Source organism: Mesorhizobium sp. P3_A2, from assembly GCF_056403115.1.
Map to the genome: position 1 here is coordinate 403336 of NZ_JBFUGC010000003.1, position 19173 is coordinate 422508.

18 protein-coding genes are annotated in these 19173 nt (G+C 62.1%); 7 read left to right on the forward strand and 11 right to left on the reverse strand.

Going from position 1 to position 19173, the window contains the following annotated elements; all coding sequences use genetic code 11:
- Position 1: 1 nt before the first annotated feature.
- Together AC1DXM_RS09525 and AC1DXM_RS09530 are read right to left on the reverse strand one after the other, a co-directional pair.
- Positions 2-454 (reverse strand): RbsD/FucU family protein, encoded by a 453-nt coding sequence (locus tag AC1DXM_RS09525; protein ID WP_477232803.1) that lies wholly within the window; start codon positions 452-454, stop codon positions 2-4.
- A gap of 44 nt (positions 455-498) precedes the next feature.
- Positions 499-1551, reverse strand: a complete 1053-nt coding sequence (locus tag AC1DXM_RS09530; RefSeq protein WP_477232804.1) for an ABC transporter ATP-binding protein — start codon at positions 1549-1551, stop codon at positions 499-501.
- 272 nt (positions 1552-1823) lie between these two features.
- Here AC1DXM_RS09530 and AC1DXM_RS09535 point away from each other — a divergent pair, with 272 nt between their 5' ends.
- From AC1DXM_RS09535 to AC1DXM_RS09545, 3 genes are all read left to right on the forward strand, one after another.
- Entirely contained in the window at positions 1824-3500 is a 1677-nt protein-coding gene (locus AC1DXM_RS09535) for an ABC transporter substrate-binding protein (protein WP_192253437.1), read from the forward strand.
- Positions 3501-3591: 91 nt separating this feature from the next.
- Positions 3592-4707 (forward strand): carbohydrate ABC transporter permease, encoded by a 1116-nt coding sequence (locus tag AC1DXM_RS09540; protein ID WP_477232805.1) that lies wholly within the window; start codon positions 3592-3594, stop codon positions 4705-4707.
- Positions 4708-4716: 9 nt separating this feature from the next.
- Positions 4717-5634, forward strand: a complete 918-nt coding sequence (locus AC1DXM_RS09545; RefSeq protein WP_477232806.1) for a carbohydrate ABC transporter permease — start codon at positions 4717-4719, stop codon at positions 5632-5634.
- Between the two features lie 18 nt (positions 5635-5652).
- Here AC1DXM_RS09545 and AC1DXM_RS09550 read toward each other — a convergent pair whose 3' ends face one another.
- The 3 genes from AC1DXM_RS09550 to AC1DXM_RS09560 all read right to left on the reverse strand — a co-directional run bounded on the left by AC1DXM_RS09550 (position 5653) and on the right by AC1DXM_RS09560 (position 7521).
- Complete coding sequence (locus AC1DXM_RS09550; protein ID WP_477232807.1) at positions 5653-6090, reverse strand: hypothetical protein; 438 nt, start codon at positions 6088-6090, stop codon at positions 5653-5655.
- Positions 6091-6205: 115 nt separating this feature from the next.
- Positions 6206-6949 (reverse strand): creatininase family protein, encoded by a 744-nt coding sequence (locus tag AC1DXM_RS09555; protein WP_477232808.1) that lies wholly within the window; start codon positions 6947-6949, stop codon positions 6206-6208.
- A 5-nt stretch (positions 6950-6954) separates the two neighbouring features.
- Positions 6955-7521, reverse strand: coding sequence for an SIS domain-containing protein (locus tag AC1DXM_RS09560; RefSeq protein WP_477232809.1), 567 nt, complete (start codon positions 7519-7521; stop codon positions 6955-6957).
- A 176-nt stretch (positions 7522-7697) separates the two neighbouring features.
- Between AC1DXM_RS09560 and AC1DXM_RS09565 the strand changes: the two genes are divergently transcribed.
- Positions 7698-8720, forward strand: a complete 1023-nt coding sequence (locus tag AC1DXM_RS09565) for an aldo/keto reductase (RefSeq protein ID WP_477232955.1) — start codon at positions 7698-7700, stop codon at positions 8718-8720.
- A gap of 108 nt (positions 8721-8828) precedes the next feature.
- On the opposite strand, the gene AC1DXM_RS09570 is transcribed toward AC1DXM_RS09565, so the two are convergent.
- The 4 genes from AC1DXM_RS09570 to clpP form a co-directional block, all read right to left on the reverse strand.
- On the reverse strand, positions 8829-9101 hold the full coding sequence (locus tag AC1DXM_RS09570; protein WP_112392385.1) for an HU family DNA-binding protein: 273 nt from the start codon (positions 9099-9101) through the stop codon (positions 8829-8831).
- A gap of 198 nt (positions 9102-9299) precedes the next feature.
- Positions 9300-11711, reverse strand: a complete 2412-nt coding sequence (lon, locus tag AC1DXM_RS09575) for an endopeptidase La (RefSeq protein WP_112561374.1) — start codon at positions 11709-11711, stop codon at positions 9300-9302.
- A 274-nt stretch (positions 11712-11985) separates the two neighbouring features.
- Positions 11986-13260: an ATP-dependent Clp protease ATP-binding subunit ClpX gene (gene clpX / locus AC1DXM_RS09580; protein WP_023682305.1), complete on the reverse strand. Its 1275-nt coding sequence runs from the start codon at positions 13258-13260 to the stop codon at positions 11986-11988.
- Positions 13261-13554: 294 nt separating this feature from the next.
- Entirely contained in the window at positions 13555-14184 is a 630-nt protein-coding gene (clpP, locus tag AC1DXM_RS09585) for an ATP-dependent Clp endopeptidase proteolytic subunit ClpP (RefSeq protein ID WP_192253416.1), read from the reverse strand.
- 317 nt (positions 14185-14501) lie between these two features.
- On the opposite strand from clpP, the gene AC1DXM_RS09590 reads away from it, so the two are divergent.
- From AC1DXM_RS09590 to AC1DXM_RS09600, 3 genes are all read left to right on the forward strand, one after another.
- Positions 14502-15092 (forward strand): hypothetical protein, encoded by a 591-nt coding sequence (locus AC1DXM_RS09590; protein ID WP_477232810.1) that lies wholly within the window; start codon positions 14502-14504, stop codon positions 15090-15092.
- A gap of 107 nt (positions 15093-15199) precedes the next feature.
- Positions 15200-16447 carry a cytochrome P450 gene (locus tag AC1DXM_RS09595; RefSeq protein WP_477232811.1) on the forward strand — a complete coding sequence of 416 codons (1248 nt, stop codon included), beginning with the start codon at positions 15200-15202 and terminating at the stop codon, positions 16445-16447.
- A gap of 131 nt (positions 16448-16578) precedes the next feature.
- Entirely contained in the window at positions 16579-17394 is an 816-nt protein-coding gene (locus AC1DXM_RS09600) for a hypothetical protein (RefSeq protein WP_477232812.1), read from the forward strand.
- Positions 17395-17529: 135 nt separating this feature from the next.
- Here the strand turns inward: AC1DXM_RS09600 and AC1DXM_RS09605 are convergent, their stop codons facing one another.
- Together AC1DXM_RS09605 and AC1DXM_RS09610 are read right to left on the reverse strand one after the other, a co-directional pair.
- Positions 17530-17880 (reverse strand): cupin domain-containing protein, encoded by a 351-nt coding sequence (locus tag AC1DXM_RS09605; RefSeq protein WP_477232813.1) that lies wholly within the window; start codon positions 17878-17880, stop codon positions 17530-17532.
- 2 nt (positions 17881-17882) lie between these two features.
- Complete coding sequence (locus AC1DXM_RS09610) at positions 17883-19163, reverse strand: O-acetylhomoserine aminocarboxypropyltransferase (RefSeq protein WP_477232814.1); 1281 nt, start codon at positions 19161-19163, stop codon at positions 17883-17885.
- Positions 19164-19173 lie beyond the last annotated feature (10 nt).

Here is a 19173-nt window from a genome sequence, read left to right on the forward strand (position 1 = left end):
GCTACTCCGCATCCGGCGGCACGACGCCCTTGCGGAAGGCAAAGCAGCCATAGAAGCGGCGCTCGCCGGTCTGGATGACGCAATAAGCCTTCTTGGCGCGTTCGTAGAAGGCGTAGCGCTCGACCGAGATCATCGGCCAGGCCTTGCCTTCCGCCGCATCGATCTCTTTTTGCACCTCTTTTTGCACCGGCGGAATTTCGTTGGGGTTGCCGACGATCTCCATGCGGGCGGCCGCGTCGTCGACGAACGTATCCAGCGGATAGAGCGACAGCACCGCCTTGACCACATCGGCCGCCGGCGCATCGATGTGCAGCAGCCTGCCGAGCACGGTCTGGCGCGCCACTGAATCGGCGGGGAAGTTGGTGTCGGCGATGATCAGATCGTCGCCGTGCCCCATTGCCCTCAGCGCCTGGAGCACATCGGCGTTCAGCAATGGGTTGATCCCTTTGAGCATGGCAGTCCTCGTCAAACAGGTTTGGTCAGAAGTCGGTTGGAAAATCAGAGCCGGTTGCCGGTCTCAGCGTCGAAGAGATGGACCTGGTCGAGGCGCGGCTTGAGATTGAGCGTATCACCGGGCTTGAAGTCGTGGCGCTCGCGAAACAGCGCCACCATCTCGCCGTCGCCGAAGCGCACGAAGACCAGCGTTTCGGAGCCGGTCGGCTCCACCACCGAGATCTTCGCCGGCACGCCGTCGGCGTGGATTTCGAGATGTTCGGGCCGCACGCCATAGACCACGGCCTGGCCCTCCTTGGCGGCGCTGCCAGCAGCGATCGGGAACAGCGTGCCCGCTATCTCGACCTTGTCGCCCTTCCTCACCACGCCCTTGAGCAGGTTCATCGATGGCGAGCCGATGAAGCCGGCGACAAACAAATTGGCCGGCCGGTCGAACAATTCCAATGGCGCCCCGACCTGTTCGATACGGCCATCGCGCATGACCACGATCTTGTCGGCCATGGTCATGGCCTCGATCTGGTCGTGGGTGACGTAGATCGTAGTGGTCTTCAGCCGCTGGTGCAGTTCCTTGATCTCGGTGCGCATCTGCACGCGCAGTTTGGCGTCGAGATTGGAGAGCGGCTCGTCGAACAGGAACACTTGCGGGTTGCGCACGATGGCGCGGCCCATGGCGACGCGCTGGCGCTGGCCGCCGGAGAGCTGGCGCGGATAGCGTTTCAGGTAGGGGTTGAGGTCGAGAATGTCGGCGGCGCGCTTGACCCGCTCAGCGACCACGGCCGGGTCGGTGCCGCGCAGCTTCAGCGCGAAGGCCATGTTCTGCTCCACCGTCTTGTGCGGATAGAGCGCATAGTTCTGGAACACCATGGCAATGTCGCGTTTGGCCGGCGGCAGATTGTTGACGATGCGCTCACCGATGGCGATGGTGCCGCCCGAGACGGTTTCCAGCCCGGCCACCATTCTGAGCAGCGTGGACTTGCCGCAGCCCGACGGGCCGACCAGCACCACGAACTGGCCATCGGCGATTTCGACGCTGACATCGTGCAGGACCTTGACGGTTCCGAACGCCTTGGCCACATTGGTGATCGCGACTTGAGCCATCGTCCCCCCTTTCCTCGCGGTGAAGCTAGCCATTGCCAACGGCAAGGGCAAGTCAGTATCTTATAGATAAAAAGTCATTCGTGTTGACAAGGTAATCGATTACGCGAATAGTGGCGAGTGCCAATCCGACAGTCGGATTTTTTCCCGAAAATCGGAGCTTCAGGCGACGCAGGGTGGGGTCCCACGTCCCCGTGTGATAAAAGGAGAACCGTCGACGTTTCGGCGTCCGAGGATTGGTATTTCAATTCACGACTGTGTTCTGGGAGGAATAGATGAGAGTCGGTCTGTACGAAAAACTCGTCCGCGCGGGTGCGACCCGGCGTGACATACTCAAAGGTGCGGCCTCGATGGCCGCTATCGCTGCCGCTTCCGGCGCCGGGCTCGGCGCTTTCACACGCCCGGCTGCCGCCGCCAGCGAGCTGCGCGCCAAAATCCTGCAGATCCCCGGCGTGGGCAAAGGCCAGCCGACGGATTCCGACTTCCAGAAGGTCGGCGAACTCTGCCTGGAAGCCACCAAGGCCAACGTCAAGGAAGGCGAATTCGCCGGCGTCGAGCTCTCCTTCATGGGCCTCAACAACCAGAACCTTCACAATGTTTTGTTCCGCGGCTTCCTGAAGCCGTGGGAGGCCTACACCGGCGCCAAGATCAACTGGATCGACCTGGCGCAGGCCGACTACAATCCGCGTCTGCAGCAGGCTATCGCCACGAACACAATTGACTTTGATATCGTCGAGATGGGCGCGCCTTTCGAAGGCGATGTCTGCGGCAAGGGCCTCACTTCCGAGATGCCGGATTGGGTCAAGAAGCAGATCGATATGGACGACCTGGTGGCCTATCTGAAGCCGCCGGTCGGTACCTGGAACGGCAAGCAGTATCGCGTGACCGTCGACGGCGACGCACACAACTTCAATTACCGCACCGACGTGTTCTCCGACGCTGATCTGACAGCAGCCTGGAAAGCCGATAGCGGCGACAAGGCAGGCCTGACGGAATGGGGCGTGCCGAAGACCTGGCAGCAGGTGCAGGCCGTGACAAAGTTCCTCAAGGGCAAGCAGATGAAGGGCCAGGACGTTTACGGCTACCTCGACGCGCCCAAGGCATGGGGTGGATTCGGCTTCTACTTCCTTGGCAGCCGTGCCAGTGCTTATGCCAAGCACCCTGATGACAAGGCGTGGCTGTTCGACGCCGATACGATGAAGCCGCGCGTCAACAATCCGGCCTGGGTACGGGCGATCCAGGACGTGATCGACGCGCTGCCCTTCGAACCGCAAGATCAAATCAATGCCGACCCGAACCAGACCTGTTTCTCCCAGTTCCTGGGCGGCACGGGTTCGATGCTGGCTTGGTGGGGAGACGCTGGCTCGAATGCGAAGACTAACGACTCCTCGGTCGTCGGCGACGTCACAGGCTTCTCGATCCTGCCGGGCTCGGACGATGTCTATAATTCCAAGACCGGCAAGTGGGACAAGCTCGCCAGCGGGCCGAACTATGCGCCGAACTGCGCCTATCTCGGCTGGGGCGTCTATGTCATGGCCCGCGTCGACAGCGACGAGAAGAAGAAGAAGGCGGCATGGTCGGCCGCCGCCCATCTCGGCGGCAAGGACCTGTCACTGTGGTGCGCGGCGTATCCGTCGGGCTTCCAGCCTTATCGCAACTCGCATTTCGACATTCCCGAATGGGTGGCGGCAGGCTATGATGAGGCGTTCATCACCTCGTATCTAAAGTCGGAAGCCGACAGCTACAACCATCCGAATGCGGCGATCGAACCGCGCATCCCCGGCATCTTCCAATATTACAGCGCCGCGGAGGACATTCTGGCCAACACATTCGCCGGCAAGATGAAGGCGCAGGAAGGCGCAGACGCCATTGCCGCGGCCTGGGAGAAGCTGACCGACCAGATCGGCCGCGAAAACCAGATCAAGCTCTACAAAGCCTCGCTCGGCATGTAGGCTGTTACCGTGAAATGGGTCCGGCGGCGCAAAGCCGCCGGACCTGACCGGCTCGGGCCGGTCGCAGGCATAGTTTGAACGGACGGGACGCGTGGCTGACCAGACCACCAATGCATGGCCGGCAAACGCCGGTCCAGCCGATCTGATCTCGCCAGGCCGCAAGCAGCTTGGCTTTGCCGTGATGGCCGTGGCCACGCTTGGCCTGCTGGCGGTGATCGCGCTGCAGATCCTCTACAAGAGCGAAGTCACCACGCTCGGTTTCGACACCTGGCGCCCCATCGTCTACGCCTACATTCTGTGGGGCGTGGCGCTCGCCGTCGGCCAGGTGCTGACGCGCGGCGAAGACGGCCAGCGCGCGCTGTTCCTGCTGCCCGCGCTTTTGTTCACCATCGCCATGGTGATCTTCCCGACCCTGTTCGGCTTCTACATCGCGCTGACCGACTGGAACCTGTCGTCCTTCGCCGGCCGCAAGTTCAACGGGCTCGACAATTTCTGGCAGATGCTGGCTGACCCCTACTACCGCAATGCGCTGTTCAACATGGTGCTCTATGTGCTCGCGGTGCTGGTCGAGTACGTCATCGCCTTCGGCCTGGCGCTGCTGCTCAACGCGCAGATCCGGGCCCGAAAATTCTTCCGCGTCGTCTTCCTTTTGCCGCTGATGCTGTCGCCGGTTGCGGTATCGTGGATGATCGGCAAGTCGCTGATGGAATACCGCTTCGGGCCGGCGGCGACGCTGGCGCGCCATCTCGGCTGGGAAAACCCCGCCTTCTTCTCCAACCCGATCATCGCCCGCATCTCGATCATGGTGCTCGATGCCTGGACCTTCATCCCGTTCATGATGATCATGCTGCTGGCCGGCCTGCAGGCGATGTCGCGCGACGTGCTGGAAGCGGCACGCGTCGATGGCGCCACGACCTGGCAAACCTTCTGGCAGGTCACCTTCCCGCTGATGCTGCCGGTGTCGGTGACGGCGGTGATCCTGCGCATCATCTTCAAGCTGAAGTTGGCCGACATCATCATCACCGTCACCTCCGGCGGCCCCGGCGGCGCCACGGATTCGGTCTCGAGCTTCATCTACCGCGAGTACCGCGACCGCTCGAATGTCGGCTACGGCACCATGCTGGCGATGGCCTATCTCGTCATCATCGTCGTGTTCGTGACCTGGCTGTTGAAATTCGCCAACCGCTTCGTGCGCAATGTGAACTGACAGGGGATCATGAGCGTCCAGACCACCGACTATGTCGCTTCGGAAATCCGCTCGCCGGTGGGCTTTTTGGCCAATCGCATGTTCATTTATGGCGCGCTGGCGTTCTGGGCTTTCATCTGCCTGTTCCCGATCTACTGGACGATCACTACCTCGTTCAAGACGGCCGTCGACGTCACCCAGGGCCACCTCATCCCGTTCGTCGACTTCCAGCCGGACTGGAAGGGCTGGCGCTCGCTCGGCCTGTCGCCGGATTCGATCTTCCAGACCTCCACGGTGCGCGAGGAATTCTTCAAGCGCTTCATGAATTCGGTCATCACCTCGGTCGGTGCATCGAGCCTTGCGATCGTCATCGGCAGCCTCGCCGCCTACGGGCTGACCCGCTATCGCTATCAGTTCGCCTGGTTCAAGAACGAGGACATCTCGTTCTTCTTCCTGTCGCAGCTGATCCTGCCGCCGGTGGTGCTGGCCCTGCCCTTCCTGGTGCTCTACCGCGAAGTCGGCCTGCTCGACACCCGCATCGGGCTGATCCTGCTCTACACGCTGATGGTCCTGCCGATCGTCATCTGGATCATGCGCGACCAGTTCAACTCCATCCCCGTCGAGCTCGAGGAAGCCGCCTTGGTCGATGGGCTGTCGATCTGGGGCGCCTTTTTCCGCATAGTCATGCCGATTGCGCTCCCCGGCATGGTCGCCGCCTTCATCCTGGCAATGGTGCTGTGCTGGAACGAGTACTTTTTCGCCGCGCTGCTGACCTCGACCGATGCCAAGACCATTCCGGTCATGGTGGCGAGCCAGACCGGCTCACAAGGCATCAACTGGTGGTCGATGGCGGCGCTCGCCACCGCGGCGATCGCGCCTCTGGCGGTGATCGGGATTGCGCTTGAACGCTATCTCATCATGGGCATGACGGCTGGGGCGGTGAAGTAAGCCGTTGCTGAGGCGGGCCTATGCTCCCGTGAGCACCGATTTTATCCGGTCGCGGAACATCTCCGCGGTTTTGGCGGTGCTGAAGTCTCGCGTCTCAAATCGCTCGCCGTTCACCGTCGTCAGGACGACCGCGTAGGTTGGACGTCCACTGTCCCACTCGATTGTCCGCAGGCTGAAATCGGCTATGTCTCCTGGCAACACATGATGCCGGCGCAGAAAGATCGGGTTGCGCAGCACGATGTCGATACGCCCGCGCCTTACGATCCAGCGCACCGCCGGGCTGAAGATGGCCGCATATACCAACGGAATGCCGACGGCATAGGCGCCTAAAATGATGAACAGAAAGAACGGGCTGGCGACACTCAACGGCCAGACGCCGCGATAGAGCTCCCATGTCGGCATGACAATGCAAAACAGGCCGGCAAGCCCGAGAAACAGGCGCTTGGCGACATGCATCGGAATGTCGTGCCGCAACCGCCCGTCCCTGCTGATCTCGTCCATGCCATGCCTCCAAGCCAACGATGGAGGCGGAAGGTGAAAAAGCCGTAACGACCCCAAAGGCGGCAGATGGTCAGGGCTTCAAAATGGCGCGCAGGTGATCGAGGATCATGGCGACACCCTTTTGCCCGAGTTCGGCGGACGCCTCCGGCGCGCTTGCCGTGTACCAGCTTGTGTTGTCTGCGAAATGTCCGGCATCGACTGCTTCCGGGCACAGTGCCAGCATCAGGGAGGTCTCGCCGATGCCGGCATGGTCGAACGGGTACTTGCCGTTCATGGCGGCCGACATCAGCGGATGCACCTGCACCCAGTTGAAGAAATTTTCGCCGGCGGCGTGCGCGGCATAATAGTCGGCCATCTCGTTCGAGCCCCACCAGCCCTCGCCGCGCTGCTTCTCCAGGAAGCGGAAGATCGCCTGGCGGCCGGCGGTCTTGAAGGCGAGATCAGTCGGCATCCCCGCCGCGAAATTCTCGGTCTGGTGGTGGATGATGGCGTGGATGTTGCGAAAGCCGATGCGCAGCAGGCTGTAGAACAGTTCCTCGCCGAACGGCGCCAGCTGATTGCCGCCAACCTGCACCGAGCCGCTGCCTTCGGGCGCCGCCACCGCATAGCTCGCCGCGCCGTAGTAGAAGGACGGCAGGATGACGATATCGCTCTCCTTTTCGTAGAGCTCCAGCGTCTTGATGACGGCCAGCGTGTCCATGCCGACGGCCATATGCTCGCCGTGATATTCGAGCACGCCGAGCGGCAGCACGACCGGCCAGTTCTCGGCGATCGCCGTGCGGATCTGGTGCGGCAGCATCAATTCGTAGCGCATCGCGCTTACTCCATGTTGGTGTGGCGCGCGCGCATGGCCTCCGACGACTGGCCGGTCAGCCCCTTGAGCTTCAGCACCATCACCTCGAACACCAGGAACAGCGCGCCTTCGAAGACCGAGCCCATTGGCAACACCGACGTCTTTTGCGGCCCTTGGTCACGCGCCATGGTCTGCGCCGGAATGAGCAAGGTGAAGTCGGCAAGTGCGGCCGCACTGCCCGCAGCCTCGGCGGTGAGCAGCAGCACGGTCGCGCCCGCGTCACGGGCGACCTGCATCAGGGTAAGCACCGTCGTGGTCTCGCCCGGGCCGGAACTGGCCAGGAAGACGTCACCCGGGCCAATAGGCGGCGTGTTCATGTCGCCGACCACCGACGCGTCGAGCCCAAGGTGATAGAGCCGCATGGCGAGGCCCTTGAGCTGCAAGGCCTCGCGGCCGCAGCCATAGACGACGATCTTCTGCGCCCGGGCGAGCGTTGCGCAAGCATTGTCGATGCCGGCTTCGTCGACGCGCGCCAGCACGGCGCCCAACTCTTGCAGGGCGGTCGCGAACATATCCGAGCCGGCATTCGTCATCAGGGTTCCGCCAGGGTTGTGGCCGGGATTTCCGGTTGCGCATTTGCCGGGAAAGGCTTGTTTTTGTTCATGCTATCACCGCGAAAATGCGTGTCCAACAGCCGCCGCGGCTTTTGCTGTGCCACCGGCGTGATAGTGTCATGTCAGACAAATCAATCCAGGAAATCTCAAGCGACATGAAGACACGGCATTTCGACCGCATCGGCAATGGCGGCATCGACTTCACCGAACTCGGCTTCGGCAGCGCGCCGCTCGGCAACCTCTACCGCGCCGTCCCCGACGCGGATGCCAATGCGACGCTGGAGGCGGCGTGGGCGACCGGCTGCCGCTACTACGACACCGCGCCGCTCTATGGCTTAGGTCTCGCCGAAACCCGCCTCAATGCCTTCCTGCGCGGCAGGATGCGCGATGACTATGTGCTATCGAGCAAGGTCGGCCGCCTGCTGCGTGTCTGCCCGCCGGAGGAACGTACCGGCATCGGCAAATTCTTCGACACGCCGACGCGCCGCGAGGTCTACGACTACAGCTATGACGGCGTCATGCGCTCTTTCGAGGCGTCGCTGGAACGGCTCGGCGTCGACCGCATCGACGTTCTTTTCGTCCATGACCTCGACATCTTCACCCATGGCAGCAAGGAAGCGTCCGACCAGCGCATCGAGGAATTCATGGCCTCGGGCTATTACGGCCTGCTGGCACTGCGCGACCAGGGCGTGATCAAGGCGTTCGGCGGCGGCATCAATGAATGGGAGGTTTGCCAAACGCTGGCCGAGCGCGGCGATTTCGACCTGTTCCTGCTGGCCGGGCGCTACACGCTGCTGGAGCAGGAAGCGCTTGCCACCTTCCTGCCGCTCTGTGAGAAGCGCGGCATCGGCATCGTGCTCGGTGGCCCCTACAATTCCGGCATACTGGCGACCGGCCCGAAACCAGGCGCCTATTACAATTACTCCGAGGCGCCACAGGACATCATGGATCGTGTCGGGCGCATCGAAGCGGTCTGCAAGCGACATGGCATCAGGCTGATCGAGGCAGCGCTGCAATTCCCGCTGCTGCACCCGTCCGTGGTGTCGGTCATCCCCGGCGGCCAGCGGCCGGCTGAGGTTGAAAGCAACCGCGCACTGCTTGACGCCAAGCTGCCCGCGGCACTTTGGGCCGATCTCAAGCAGGAAGGCCTGATGAGGGCCGACGCGCCGGTGGGCTGAAGGCTCGCCTCAGCGGGCTGACGGCCTGCCGTGTCGCGTTGCCGACGAGGCAAAAGAAAAGCCGGGCGAGCCCGGCTTTTCAAGATTCTCTGAAAAGAAAAAATGGTCTTAGTTGACCGCGTCCTTGAGGCCTTTGCCGGCCGAGAACTTCGGCACGGTACGCGCCGGAATCTTCACTTCCGCGCCAGTCTGCGGGTTGCGGCCAGTCGACGCCGCACGCTTGGAGACGGTGAAATTTCCGAAGCCGACGAGCCGTACATCGCCGCCCTTCTTCAGTTCGCCAGTGATGACGGAGAACACCGCATCGACCGCCGACTGTGCGTCACCCTTCGAAATGCTCGCGGATTCAGCGACAGCGGAAACCAGTTCGTTCTTGTTCATAAAAATTCCCTTCCATGAGAAAAACCGGAACTCTTCGACTCGTCCGGCAGGAAACGGACTTTAGAAAGAAGCGTTCCCGCAACCAAGTCGAAAAGCGCGGAAAAAGTGCGAAAAAGCCCGGAAAAGGTGGGTTTTTCACATGAAAAAGCCGGGCTCAAGGCCCGGCTTTCCATTTGTGCACTGCACCCTTAGCAAAAACTAATGTGCAAGCGACTTTCCAGCATCGTCGGCGCTATCGGTCGTGGCCGGCGGATTGACCGGCTCGACCCACTCGATCGGCTCCGGCATGCGCACCAGCGCGTGCCTCAGAACCTCGCCGACGCGTGAGACCGGAATGATCTCCATGCCGTTCTTCACATTGTCCGGAATCTCCGCCAGATCCTTGGCGTTGTCTTCCGGGATCAGCACCTTCTTGATGCCGCCGCGCAGTGCGGCGAGCAGCTTTTCCTTGAGGCCGCCGATCGGCAAGATGCGGCCGCGAAGCGTAATCTCGCCAGTCATCGCCACATCGGCCCGAACCGGAATACCCGTCAGTATCGACACAATGGCTGTCGCCATGGCGGCACCTGCGGACGGTCCGTCCTTCGGCGTGGCGCCCTCCGGCAAGTGCACGTGGATATCGCGCTTGTCGAACAGCGGCGGCTCGATGCCGAAATCGACGGCTCTTGAGCGGACATAGGAGGCCGCCGCCGAGATCGATTCCTTCATCACGTCGCGCAGATTGCCGGTCACCGTCATGCGGCCCTTGCCGGGCATCATGACACCTTCGACCGTCAGCAGCTCGCCGCCGACTTCCGTCCAGGCAAGACCGGTAACGACACCGACCTGATCGTCAGCCTCGACCTGACCGAAGCGGAAGCGCTGAACACCGAGGTAATCGGCGAGGTTCGCCGCCGTGATGCTCACCGTCTTCTTCTTCGTCTTCAGGATCTCGGTCACCGCCTTGCGCCCGAGCTTCATCAGCTCGCGCTCGAGGCTTCTGACACCCGCTTCACGGGTGTAGGTCTGGATGATGCCGCGGATCGCGTCCTCGCTGACCGAAAATTCCTTCGGCTGCAGCGCGTGGTCGCGAACCACCTTGGGCATCAGGTGACGCTTGGCGATCTCGATCTTCTCGTCCTCGGTGTAGCCGGCGATACGGATGATCTCCATACGGTCCATCAAGGGCGCAGGGATGTTCAGCGTGTTCGCCGTCGTCACGAACATCACGCTCGACAGGTCGTATTCGACCTCGAGGTAATGGTCCATGAACGTCGAGTTCTGCTCGGGATCGAGCACCTCGAGCAAGGCCGATGACGGATCGCCCCGGAAGTCCTGGCCCATCTTGTCGATCTCATCGAGCAGGAAGAGCGGGTTGGACTTCTTGGCCTTCTTCATCGACTGGATGACCTTGCCGGGCATCGAACCGATGTAGGTGCGGCGGTGACCACGGATCTCGGCTTCGTCACGCACGCCGCCAAGCGCCATGCGGATGAACTCGCGGCCGGTCGCCTTGGCGATCGACTTGCCGAGCGAAGTCTTGCCGACGCCGGGAGGGCCGACGAGGCACAGGATCGGCCCCTTCAGCTTCTTCTGGCGGCTTTGCACGGCGAGATACTCGACGATGCGGTCCTTGACCTTGTCGAGGCCGAAATGATCGGTGTCGAGCACGTTCTGGGCAAAGGCCAAGTCCTGCTTGACCTTGGAGTTCTTGCCCCACGGGATCGACAGGATCCAGTCGAGATAGTTGCGCACGACGGTCGATTCAGCCGACATCGGCGACATCGTCCTTAGCTTCTTCAGCTCGGCTTCCGCCTTTTCGCGGGCCTCCTTGGAAAGCTTGGTCTTCTTGATGCGCGCCTCGATCTCGGCGGCCTCGTCGCGGCCGTCCTCGCCTTCGCCGAGCTCCTTCTGGATCGCCTTCATCTGCTCGTTGAGGTAGTATTCGCGCTGCGTCTTCTCCATCTGGCGCTTGACGCGCGAGCGGATGCGCTTCTCCACCTGCAGGACGGAGATTTCGGCTTCCATGAAGCCCATCGCCTTTTCCAGCCGCTCCTTGACGGAAAGCGTGGCCAGCATCTCCTGCTTTTCAGGGATCTTGATGGCGAGGTGCGACGCAACCGTATCGGCGAGCTTGGAATAGTCGTCGATCTGGCTGGCGGCGCCCACCACTTCGGGCGAGATCTTCTTGTTCAGCTTGACGTAGTTTTCGAAGTCGGTGACGACCGAACGGGCGAGCGCCTCGACCTCAACCTCTTCCTCTTCCGGCTCGACCAGCGCGGCAGCGCGGGCTTCGTGGAAGTCCGGACGGTCGGTGAACGAGACGATTTTGGCACGCGAAGCGCCTTCGACCAGCACCTTGACGGTCCCGTCGGGCAGCTTCAGCAATTGCAGCACATTGGCGAGCGTGCCGATGTCGAAGATCGCATCGGGCTCGGGATCGTCATCGGCGGCATTCATCTGGGTGGCAAGCAGGATCTGCTTTTCCTGACCCATAACCTCTTCCAGCGCCTTGATCGACTTTTCACGCCCGACAAAGAGCGGAACGATCATGTGCGGGAACACCACGATGTCGCGCAGTGGGAGGACTGCGAAGACGCCGTCGCTGGGAGCCTTGGATATTTTGGCCATTGTCCAACCTTTCATGTCGCGGCCGCTAATTGAGCCAACCGCGAATCTCATATTAACGACCGTGGGTCGTTCCGCCTACCACCGTTTGTGACGGGAGTTTTACAGCACAGAATTCGGCACCACGGCCTTCCAGTGTTAGTTGGATGCACAAGGGGCAAAGATCAAGGGTCAACACGGGCCGTTCGTCCACTCCAGCACTAGGCTTGATACCTCACCACAGCAAAACGGCGCCCGAGGGGCGCCGTTCCATAAAAAGGTTGGGCCAGATGCCATGTCAGGCGCTGACGTTGCCCTTCTTTTCCTTCTGCTCGGAATAGATGTAGAGCGGCCGGGCGCTGCCGGTCACCACTTCTTCCGAAATCACCACTTCGCGCACGCCTTCCAGCGCGGGCAGTTCGAACATGGTGTCGAGCAGGATCGCTTCCATGATAGAGCGCAGGCCGCGGGCGCCGGTCTTGCGCTCGATGGCGCGCTTGGCGATCGCCGACAGCGCATTCTCGTGGAAGGTCAGGTCGACACTCTCCATCTCGAACAGCCGCTGATACTGCTTGACCAGCGCGTTCTTCGGCTCGGTCAGGATCTGGATCAGCGCCGGCTCGTCGAGGTCCTCAAGCGTCGCCAGGACCGGCAGACGGCCGACGAACTCGGGAATGAGGCCGAACTTCAGGAGATCCTCGGGCTCGACCAGGCGGAAGACGTCGCCAGTGCGACGATCCTCCGGCGAAGCGACGATGGCGCCGAAACCGATCGAGGTCTTCCTGCCGCGATCCGAGATGATCTTGTCCAGCCCGGCGAAGGCGCCGCCGCAGATGAACAGGATGTTGGCGGTGTCGACCTGCAGGAACTCCTGCTGCGGATGCTTCCTGCCGCCCTGCGGCGGCACGGAGGCGACCGTGCCTTCCATGATCTTCAACAGCGCCTGCTGCACGCCCTCGCCCGACACGTCGCGGGTGATCGAGGGGTTGTCGGACTTGCGCGAAATCTTGTCGATTTCGTCGATGTAGACGATGCCGCGCTGGGCGCGCTCGACATTGTAGTCGGCCGACTGCAAGAGCTTCAGGATGATGTTTTCGACGTCCTCACCGACATAACCTGCTTCGGTCAGGGTCGTGGCGTCGGCCATGGTGAAGGGCACGTCGATGATGCGGGCCAGGGTCTGGGCCAGCAGCGTCTTGCCGCAGCCGGTCGGGCCGATCAGCAGGATATTGGACTTCGCCAGCTCGACGTCGTTGTTCTTGCCGGCATGCGCCAGGCGCTTGTAGTGGTTGTGCACGGCCACCGACAGCACGCGCTTGGCGTAGGGCTGACCGATGACATAGTCGTCGAGGACCTTGAGGATCTCCTGCGGGGTCGGCACGCCCTCGCGCGACTTCACCATCGAGGTTTTGTTCTCCTCGCGGATGATGTCCATGCAGAGCTCGACGCACTCGTCGCAGATGAACACCGTCGGGCCGGCGATCAGCTTGCGCACCTCGTGCTGGCTTTTGCCGCAAAACGAGCAATAAAGCGTGTTCTTGGAATCACCGCTGTTGTTGCCGACCTTGCTCATTTTCCTGTCCTTTCATCGCCGCCCGCCGATGGTCTGGCTGAAACGGCGCATATTCTATCTATCGCGGGAATTCGCCGCCGCCAGTGTCCCGGCTCCCGCAACGCAATCCGTACGAAACACAAATCAGAAAACGTAGCAATGATTCGCGACAACCCCACCCAAAGCTAAGCCGTCGAAAATCAACATAGCATTAACGTAGGCAATCCCATCCGCCGAGGGAACAGCCAATTGTGGCCGAAATGCCGCAAATCCCAGCAAAAGCGTGTTATCCCGCCATCCAACTGCCATGCAGCCTTATGCGGCGACGCCTTCGACCGGCTCGCGCGACGAAATCACCTTGTCGATGAGGCCGAAATCCCTGGCTTCGTCGGCGGTCATGAAATGGTCGCGGTCAAGCGTCTTTTCGATCTCTTCGTAGCTCTTGCCGGTGTGCTTGACATAGACCTCGTTGAGGCGGCGCTTCAGCTTGATGATGTCCTGGGCGTGGCGCTCGATGTCGGAAGCCTGTCCCTGGAAGCCGCCGGAAGGCTGATGCACCATGATGCGGGCGTTCGGCGTGGCAAAACGCATGTCCTTGTGGCCGGCGGTCAGAAGCAGCGAGCCCATCGAAGCCGCCTGGCCGATGCACAGCGTCGACACCGCCGGCTTGATGAACTGCATGGTGTCGTAGATCGCCATGCCCGAGGTCACCACGCCGCCCGGCGAGTTGATGTAGAGGTTGATCTCTTTCTTCGGGTTCTCGGCCTCGAGGAACAAAAGCTGTGCACAAACCAGCGTCGCCATGCCGTCTTCGACCGGGCCGGTGATGAAAATGATGCGCTCTTTCAGCAGGCGCGAGAAAATGTCGTAGGCCCGCTCACCACGATTGGTCTGCTCGACCACCATCGGAACGAGGTTCATGTAGGTTTCGACGGGGTTCTTCATGGACTATCCCTTTTTGGAGATGGGATTCCGGCGCCGGGAACATTAGCAATCGGGCAGAATCGGTTCTGGACGGTTAGGATGTAAATAGGATGCCGGCTCACCCTAGCGCAAGGCCGCCTTCTCCTAGCCATCTGGTTAAGTCGAATCAAGGTTTCCGCGCAAGGGGAGCCCGAACGCGGCCGGCCGTGCTTTCGGGTGTAGCAATTCCTTAACCGCATCGCTTAACGAAATGCGGCGAAACCGCTTTCCCCGGGAGAACCATACCCTACAATTCAACGTTGAAACTTGCGTTTTCGCGTTCAAACAGGGGGAGTGCCATGATCAGGAAAACTGCTTGCCTCGCCATTTCCGGCCTTGCCTGTCTCGGCATGGTGTCCGAAGCGGTCGCCGGCGGCCGCGCCGTCGAATGCTACGAGCCGGTGCACAGGCCGGCGCTCTATGACACCGTCTACGAAGACGTCATGGTCAGCCCCGGCGGGCAGCTGGTCGACTACGACCCGCCGATCTATGGCACGATGGAGCGCGTCGAGCAGATCGCGCCGCCCCGCGTCACCTATGAGGTCGTGCCGGCCATCACCCGCACGGTCTATCACACGGTCAAGGTCGACGATGGCGGCTATGCCTGGGAGTGGCGCGTCATCCATGGCCGCCGAGTGCTGTGCAAGGTCTGGCGCAAGGCCCGCTATGCACGTGTCGCCGAAACCGTAGAGATTGAACCCGCGCGTACCCGCCGGGTCGTGCTGCCGGCCGAATATGAGAGCGTCGCGCATGAAGTGCTGGTGCGCCCCGAGCGGCGGCACATCACCGAGATTGCGCCGTCATACCAGCGGGTGGCGCGCCGGGTGGTGGTACAGGAAGGCTGGACCAGCTGGCGCCGCGTGCATATTGCGCGCCATTGCCAGGATTAGAGTTCGGCACGTCGTCGAGGGCCGTCCCGGCTGGCTCAATCCATAGGCCCGTCGGTGGCCAACATACGGTCTGGCACCAAGTTGCCAAGCCGCGCTAATGGTCTGGCATGACCAAATCCATGCCGCCCTACCTCGCCTTTGACCCAGCCGCGCGCCGCCTGCGGCTCGACCCGCACGAGCCGGCGTTTTTCCAGAACCCTTATGACACCTACGCCTTCCTGCATGGCGCATCGAACACCTTTTTCTGGGAAGAATTCGGCTTCTGGTGTTTTGGCGGCTTCGACGACGTCAACCGGCTGCTGCGCGACCGCCGTTTCGGCCGCCAGAACCCGGCCGGTATTCCCGACAGCCGCGGCATCGGCGAGGATCGTTCGCATCTCGCCGCCTTCGACGGCATCGAGGTGAATTCGATGCTGGAGCTGGAGCCGCCGGTGCACACCAGGCTGCGGACGCTGGTCAACCGCGCCTTCGTCTCGCGGCAGGTCGAGCGGCTGCGGCCGCGCGTGGAAGCGCTCGCAAATGAACTTATCGACCGGTTCGAACCGGACCAAGTCGATCTGCTGCCTGCCTTCGCCGCCCCCTTGCCGATCACCATCATTGCCGAAATGCTCGGCGTGCCGGTCGATATGGGGCCGCAACTGCTCGACTGGTCGCACCAGATGGTGGCGATGTACATGCACGGCCGCACCCGCGAGACAGAGGAGACGGCCAATCGCGCCGCGCGCGATTTTTCCGGCTTTTTGCGCGGCTACGTCACCGAGCGGCGCAACAAGCCCGGCGACGATCTGTTGTCGCTGCTGATCGCGGCGCAGGAGGATGGCCAGAAACTCTCCGAGGATGAGCTGGTCTCGTCCGCCATCCTTTTGCTCAATGCCGGCCACGAAGCGACGGTCCACCAGACCGGCAACGCCGTGCGCACGCTGTTGGCACAAGGCGGCGACCCCGGCCGCTTCTTCACCTCGCCGGAGGCGACCGCGGCCACGGTCGAGGAATGCCTGCGCTTCGACGCGCCGCTGCATATGTTCACCCGCTATGCCTATCAGGAGATCGAGGTAACATCAGGGGTTGTCGTACAACCGGGCGAGACAATCGGCCTGCTGCTCGGGATGGCCAATCATGACCCGCTTGCCTTTGCCGAACCCGAGGTCTTCCGGCCCGGCCGCGCCGACCAGAAGAACGTCTCGTTCGGCGCCGGCATTCATTTCTGCATCGGCGCGCCGCTGGCGCGGCTGGAATTGCAGGTGTCGCTGAAAACGCTGTTCGAGCGGCAGCCGCAACTCCATCTTGCGGAGGAGCCGCGCTTCCGCGACACTTACCACTTCCATGGGCTGGAAAGGCTCGCCGTCGGGTTCTGACGCGAGGCCGGGGTGCTAAAATGAGACTGTTTTCGACCCGGGCGATAGCATTCGCCCTCGTCTTGCTGTGCGCCTGCATCGCAGCCGCGTCCGCCCGACGGCAAACCGACGACATACAGTGGCAAAACAGCATGGCCATTGCCAAGAAAATGGCGGTCGGCCTGCTTGACCGCCAAACCAGTTCCAAAGGTATGGCACTGACGTCCTTCGCCATGGACGTCGACCTCAATCTCGATGGTTTTCCCGAAATCTTCGCCTATCGTTATCAACCGGGTTGCGACGGCACGACATGCGGCAATTTCCTGTTCGTGCTGGAAGGCGACGGCTACCGCGAGGTGCTTGGCGACATACCCGGCGCCCGGCTGGTGCCGCAGGACAAGATCAGCCTTAGCATTTTCAAGCGAAATCGCTATTTCGATATCCAGTCCGATCAGTTGACGATCGGCTGGAACGGCGATCGCTATGTCGACATCTCGACGCTGCCGACCACATCGCTGAACGGCGACACGTTCATGGCCGCCTGCCGGAAATCGAGGACCAGTGAGCCGCCGGAGGAGGGCGAAGCCGAACGTGCGGCAAGCGATTGCCAATGCCAGCTCAACCGATTCCAGGCGGTGGGCTTCTCGCAGGCTGATCTCGACCTCTATGTAGCGTCGCTCGGCACGGACTTCGTCTATCCCAGCGGCGACAAGGAGGCCGCCTGGCAAACGCTTTCAGGCAATGCCTCCGACGTCGCAATCGGCTGCGAGGTCGCCAGCGGCAGCAGCCAATGGCCGCAGGCCTATATGAACCATGGCGACCAGCCGCCGCAAAAGCTCGACTTCGACGCCTTTCTCGACGCCTGCCCGGCCAAGGATTTCATCCTGACCAACCGCAAGATCGGCACGCCGGACCGGGCGCTCGGCCTCTGCGGCTCCTTGCCCGCGAAATGCCGACACAAGGGATAACGCAGGCGGGGCTCGACCTGGTGACGCGCTATTACCGCGACGAAATATCGGACAGCGATGCCGAGGCCGAGGAGGCGCTGGCGATGCACGACAATGCGTCGGAAGCCTGCCTCACTTTGTTTCCGAAGTAGTCCTTCAGAGCTTGATCACATACTCCTTGCGAGTCGTTTCAAGCACTTCCCAGCTGCCCTTGAAGCCCGGCCTGAGCACAAAGCTGTCGCCGGCACGCACCGTGCGCGCCTCGCCACCGTCCTCGGCAACCACGGAGACGCCGGACAGGATGTGGCAGAACTCCCATTCGTCATAGACGATGCGCCACTTGCCGGGCGTCGCTTCCCAGATCCCGGCGTAGAGGCCGCCGTCGCGCTCCTCGACATTCCAGGTGCGGAATTTCGGATCGCCCGCAATCAGGCGATCCGGCGCGGGTGCGCCATGCTCGACGTCGACGCTGTCGACGCCGACGGACAGGAATTTTGGCTCGGCCATGATCAAACCTTGGCCAGGGCCTGTTCCAGATCGGCGACGATGTCGTTGACATCCTCAATGCCGATGGAAAGCCGGACGGTGTCAGGCCCAGCACCGGCCTTGACCTTCTGCTCGTCGGAAAGCTGGCGGTGCGTGGTCGAGGCCGGATGGATGACCAGCGACTTGGTATCGCCGACATTGGCCAGATGCGAGAACAGTTCCAGCGCCTCGACGAATTTGACGCCAGCCTCGTAGCCGCCCTTCAGGCCGAAGGTGAAGACAGCGCCGGCGCCGAGCGGCGAGTATTTCTTCTGCAGCGCATTGTTCTTGTCGCTGGGCAGGCCGGGATAGTTCACCCAGGCGACCTTGGGGTGGTTGGACAGCCAGCCAGCGACGGTGACGGCATTGTCGCAGTGGCGCTGCATCCGGAGCGGCAGGGTTTCCAGGCCGGTGAGGATCAGGAAGGCGTTGAACGGCGAGATCGCCGGGCCGAGGTCGCGCAGGCCGAGCACGCGCGCGGCGATGGCGAAGGCGAAATTGCCGAAGGTTTCGTGCAGCACGAGGCCGCCATATTCGGGGCGCGGCTCCGACAGCATCGGGTACTTGCCCGATTTCGACCAGTCGAACGTGCCGCCGTCGACAATGGCGCCGCCGATCGAATTGCCGTGGCCGCCGATGAATTTGGTCAGCGAATGGACGACAATGTCGGCGCCATGCTCGATCGGCCGCACCAGATAGGGCGAGGCCAGCGTGTTGTCGACGATCAGCGGCAGGCCGTGTTTGCGGGCAATGTCGCCGATCTTCTCGATGTCGACGAAGACCCCGCCCGGATTGGCCAGGCTCTCGATGAAGATCGCCTTGGTCTTGTCGTCGATCTGGCTCTCGAAGGTCGAGATGTCGTTGGTGTCGGCCCAGCGCACCTCCCAGCCATAATTCTTGAAGGCGTGGCCGAACTGGTTGATCGAGCCGCCGTAAAGCCTTGTCGCGGCAACGAAATTGTCACCGGGCCGCATGAGATTGTGGAACACGATCACCTGCGCGGCATGGCCGGAAGCGACGGCAAGTGCGGCCGTGCCGCCTTCAAGCGCCGCGATCCGCTCCTCCAGCACCGCCTGGGTGGGGTTCATGATGCGGGTGTAGATGTTGCCGAAAGCCTTCAGCCCGAACAACGAGGCGGCGTGGTCGGCATCGTCGAAGACGAAGGAGGTCGTCTGGTAGATCGGCGTGGCGCGCGCTCCCGTCGCCGGGTCGGGCTTGGCGCCGGCATGGACGGCGAGCGTGTTAAAACCGGGCGTACGGGTCATCGAAACCTCC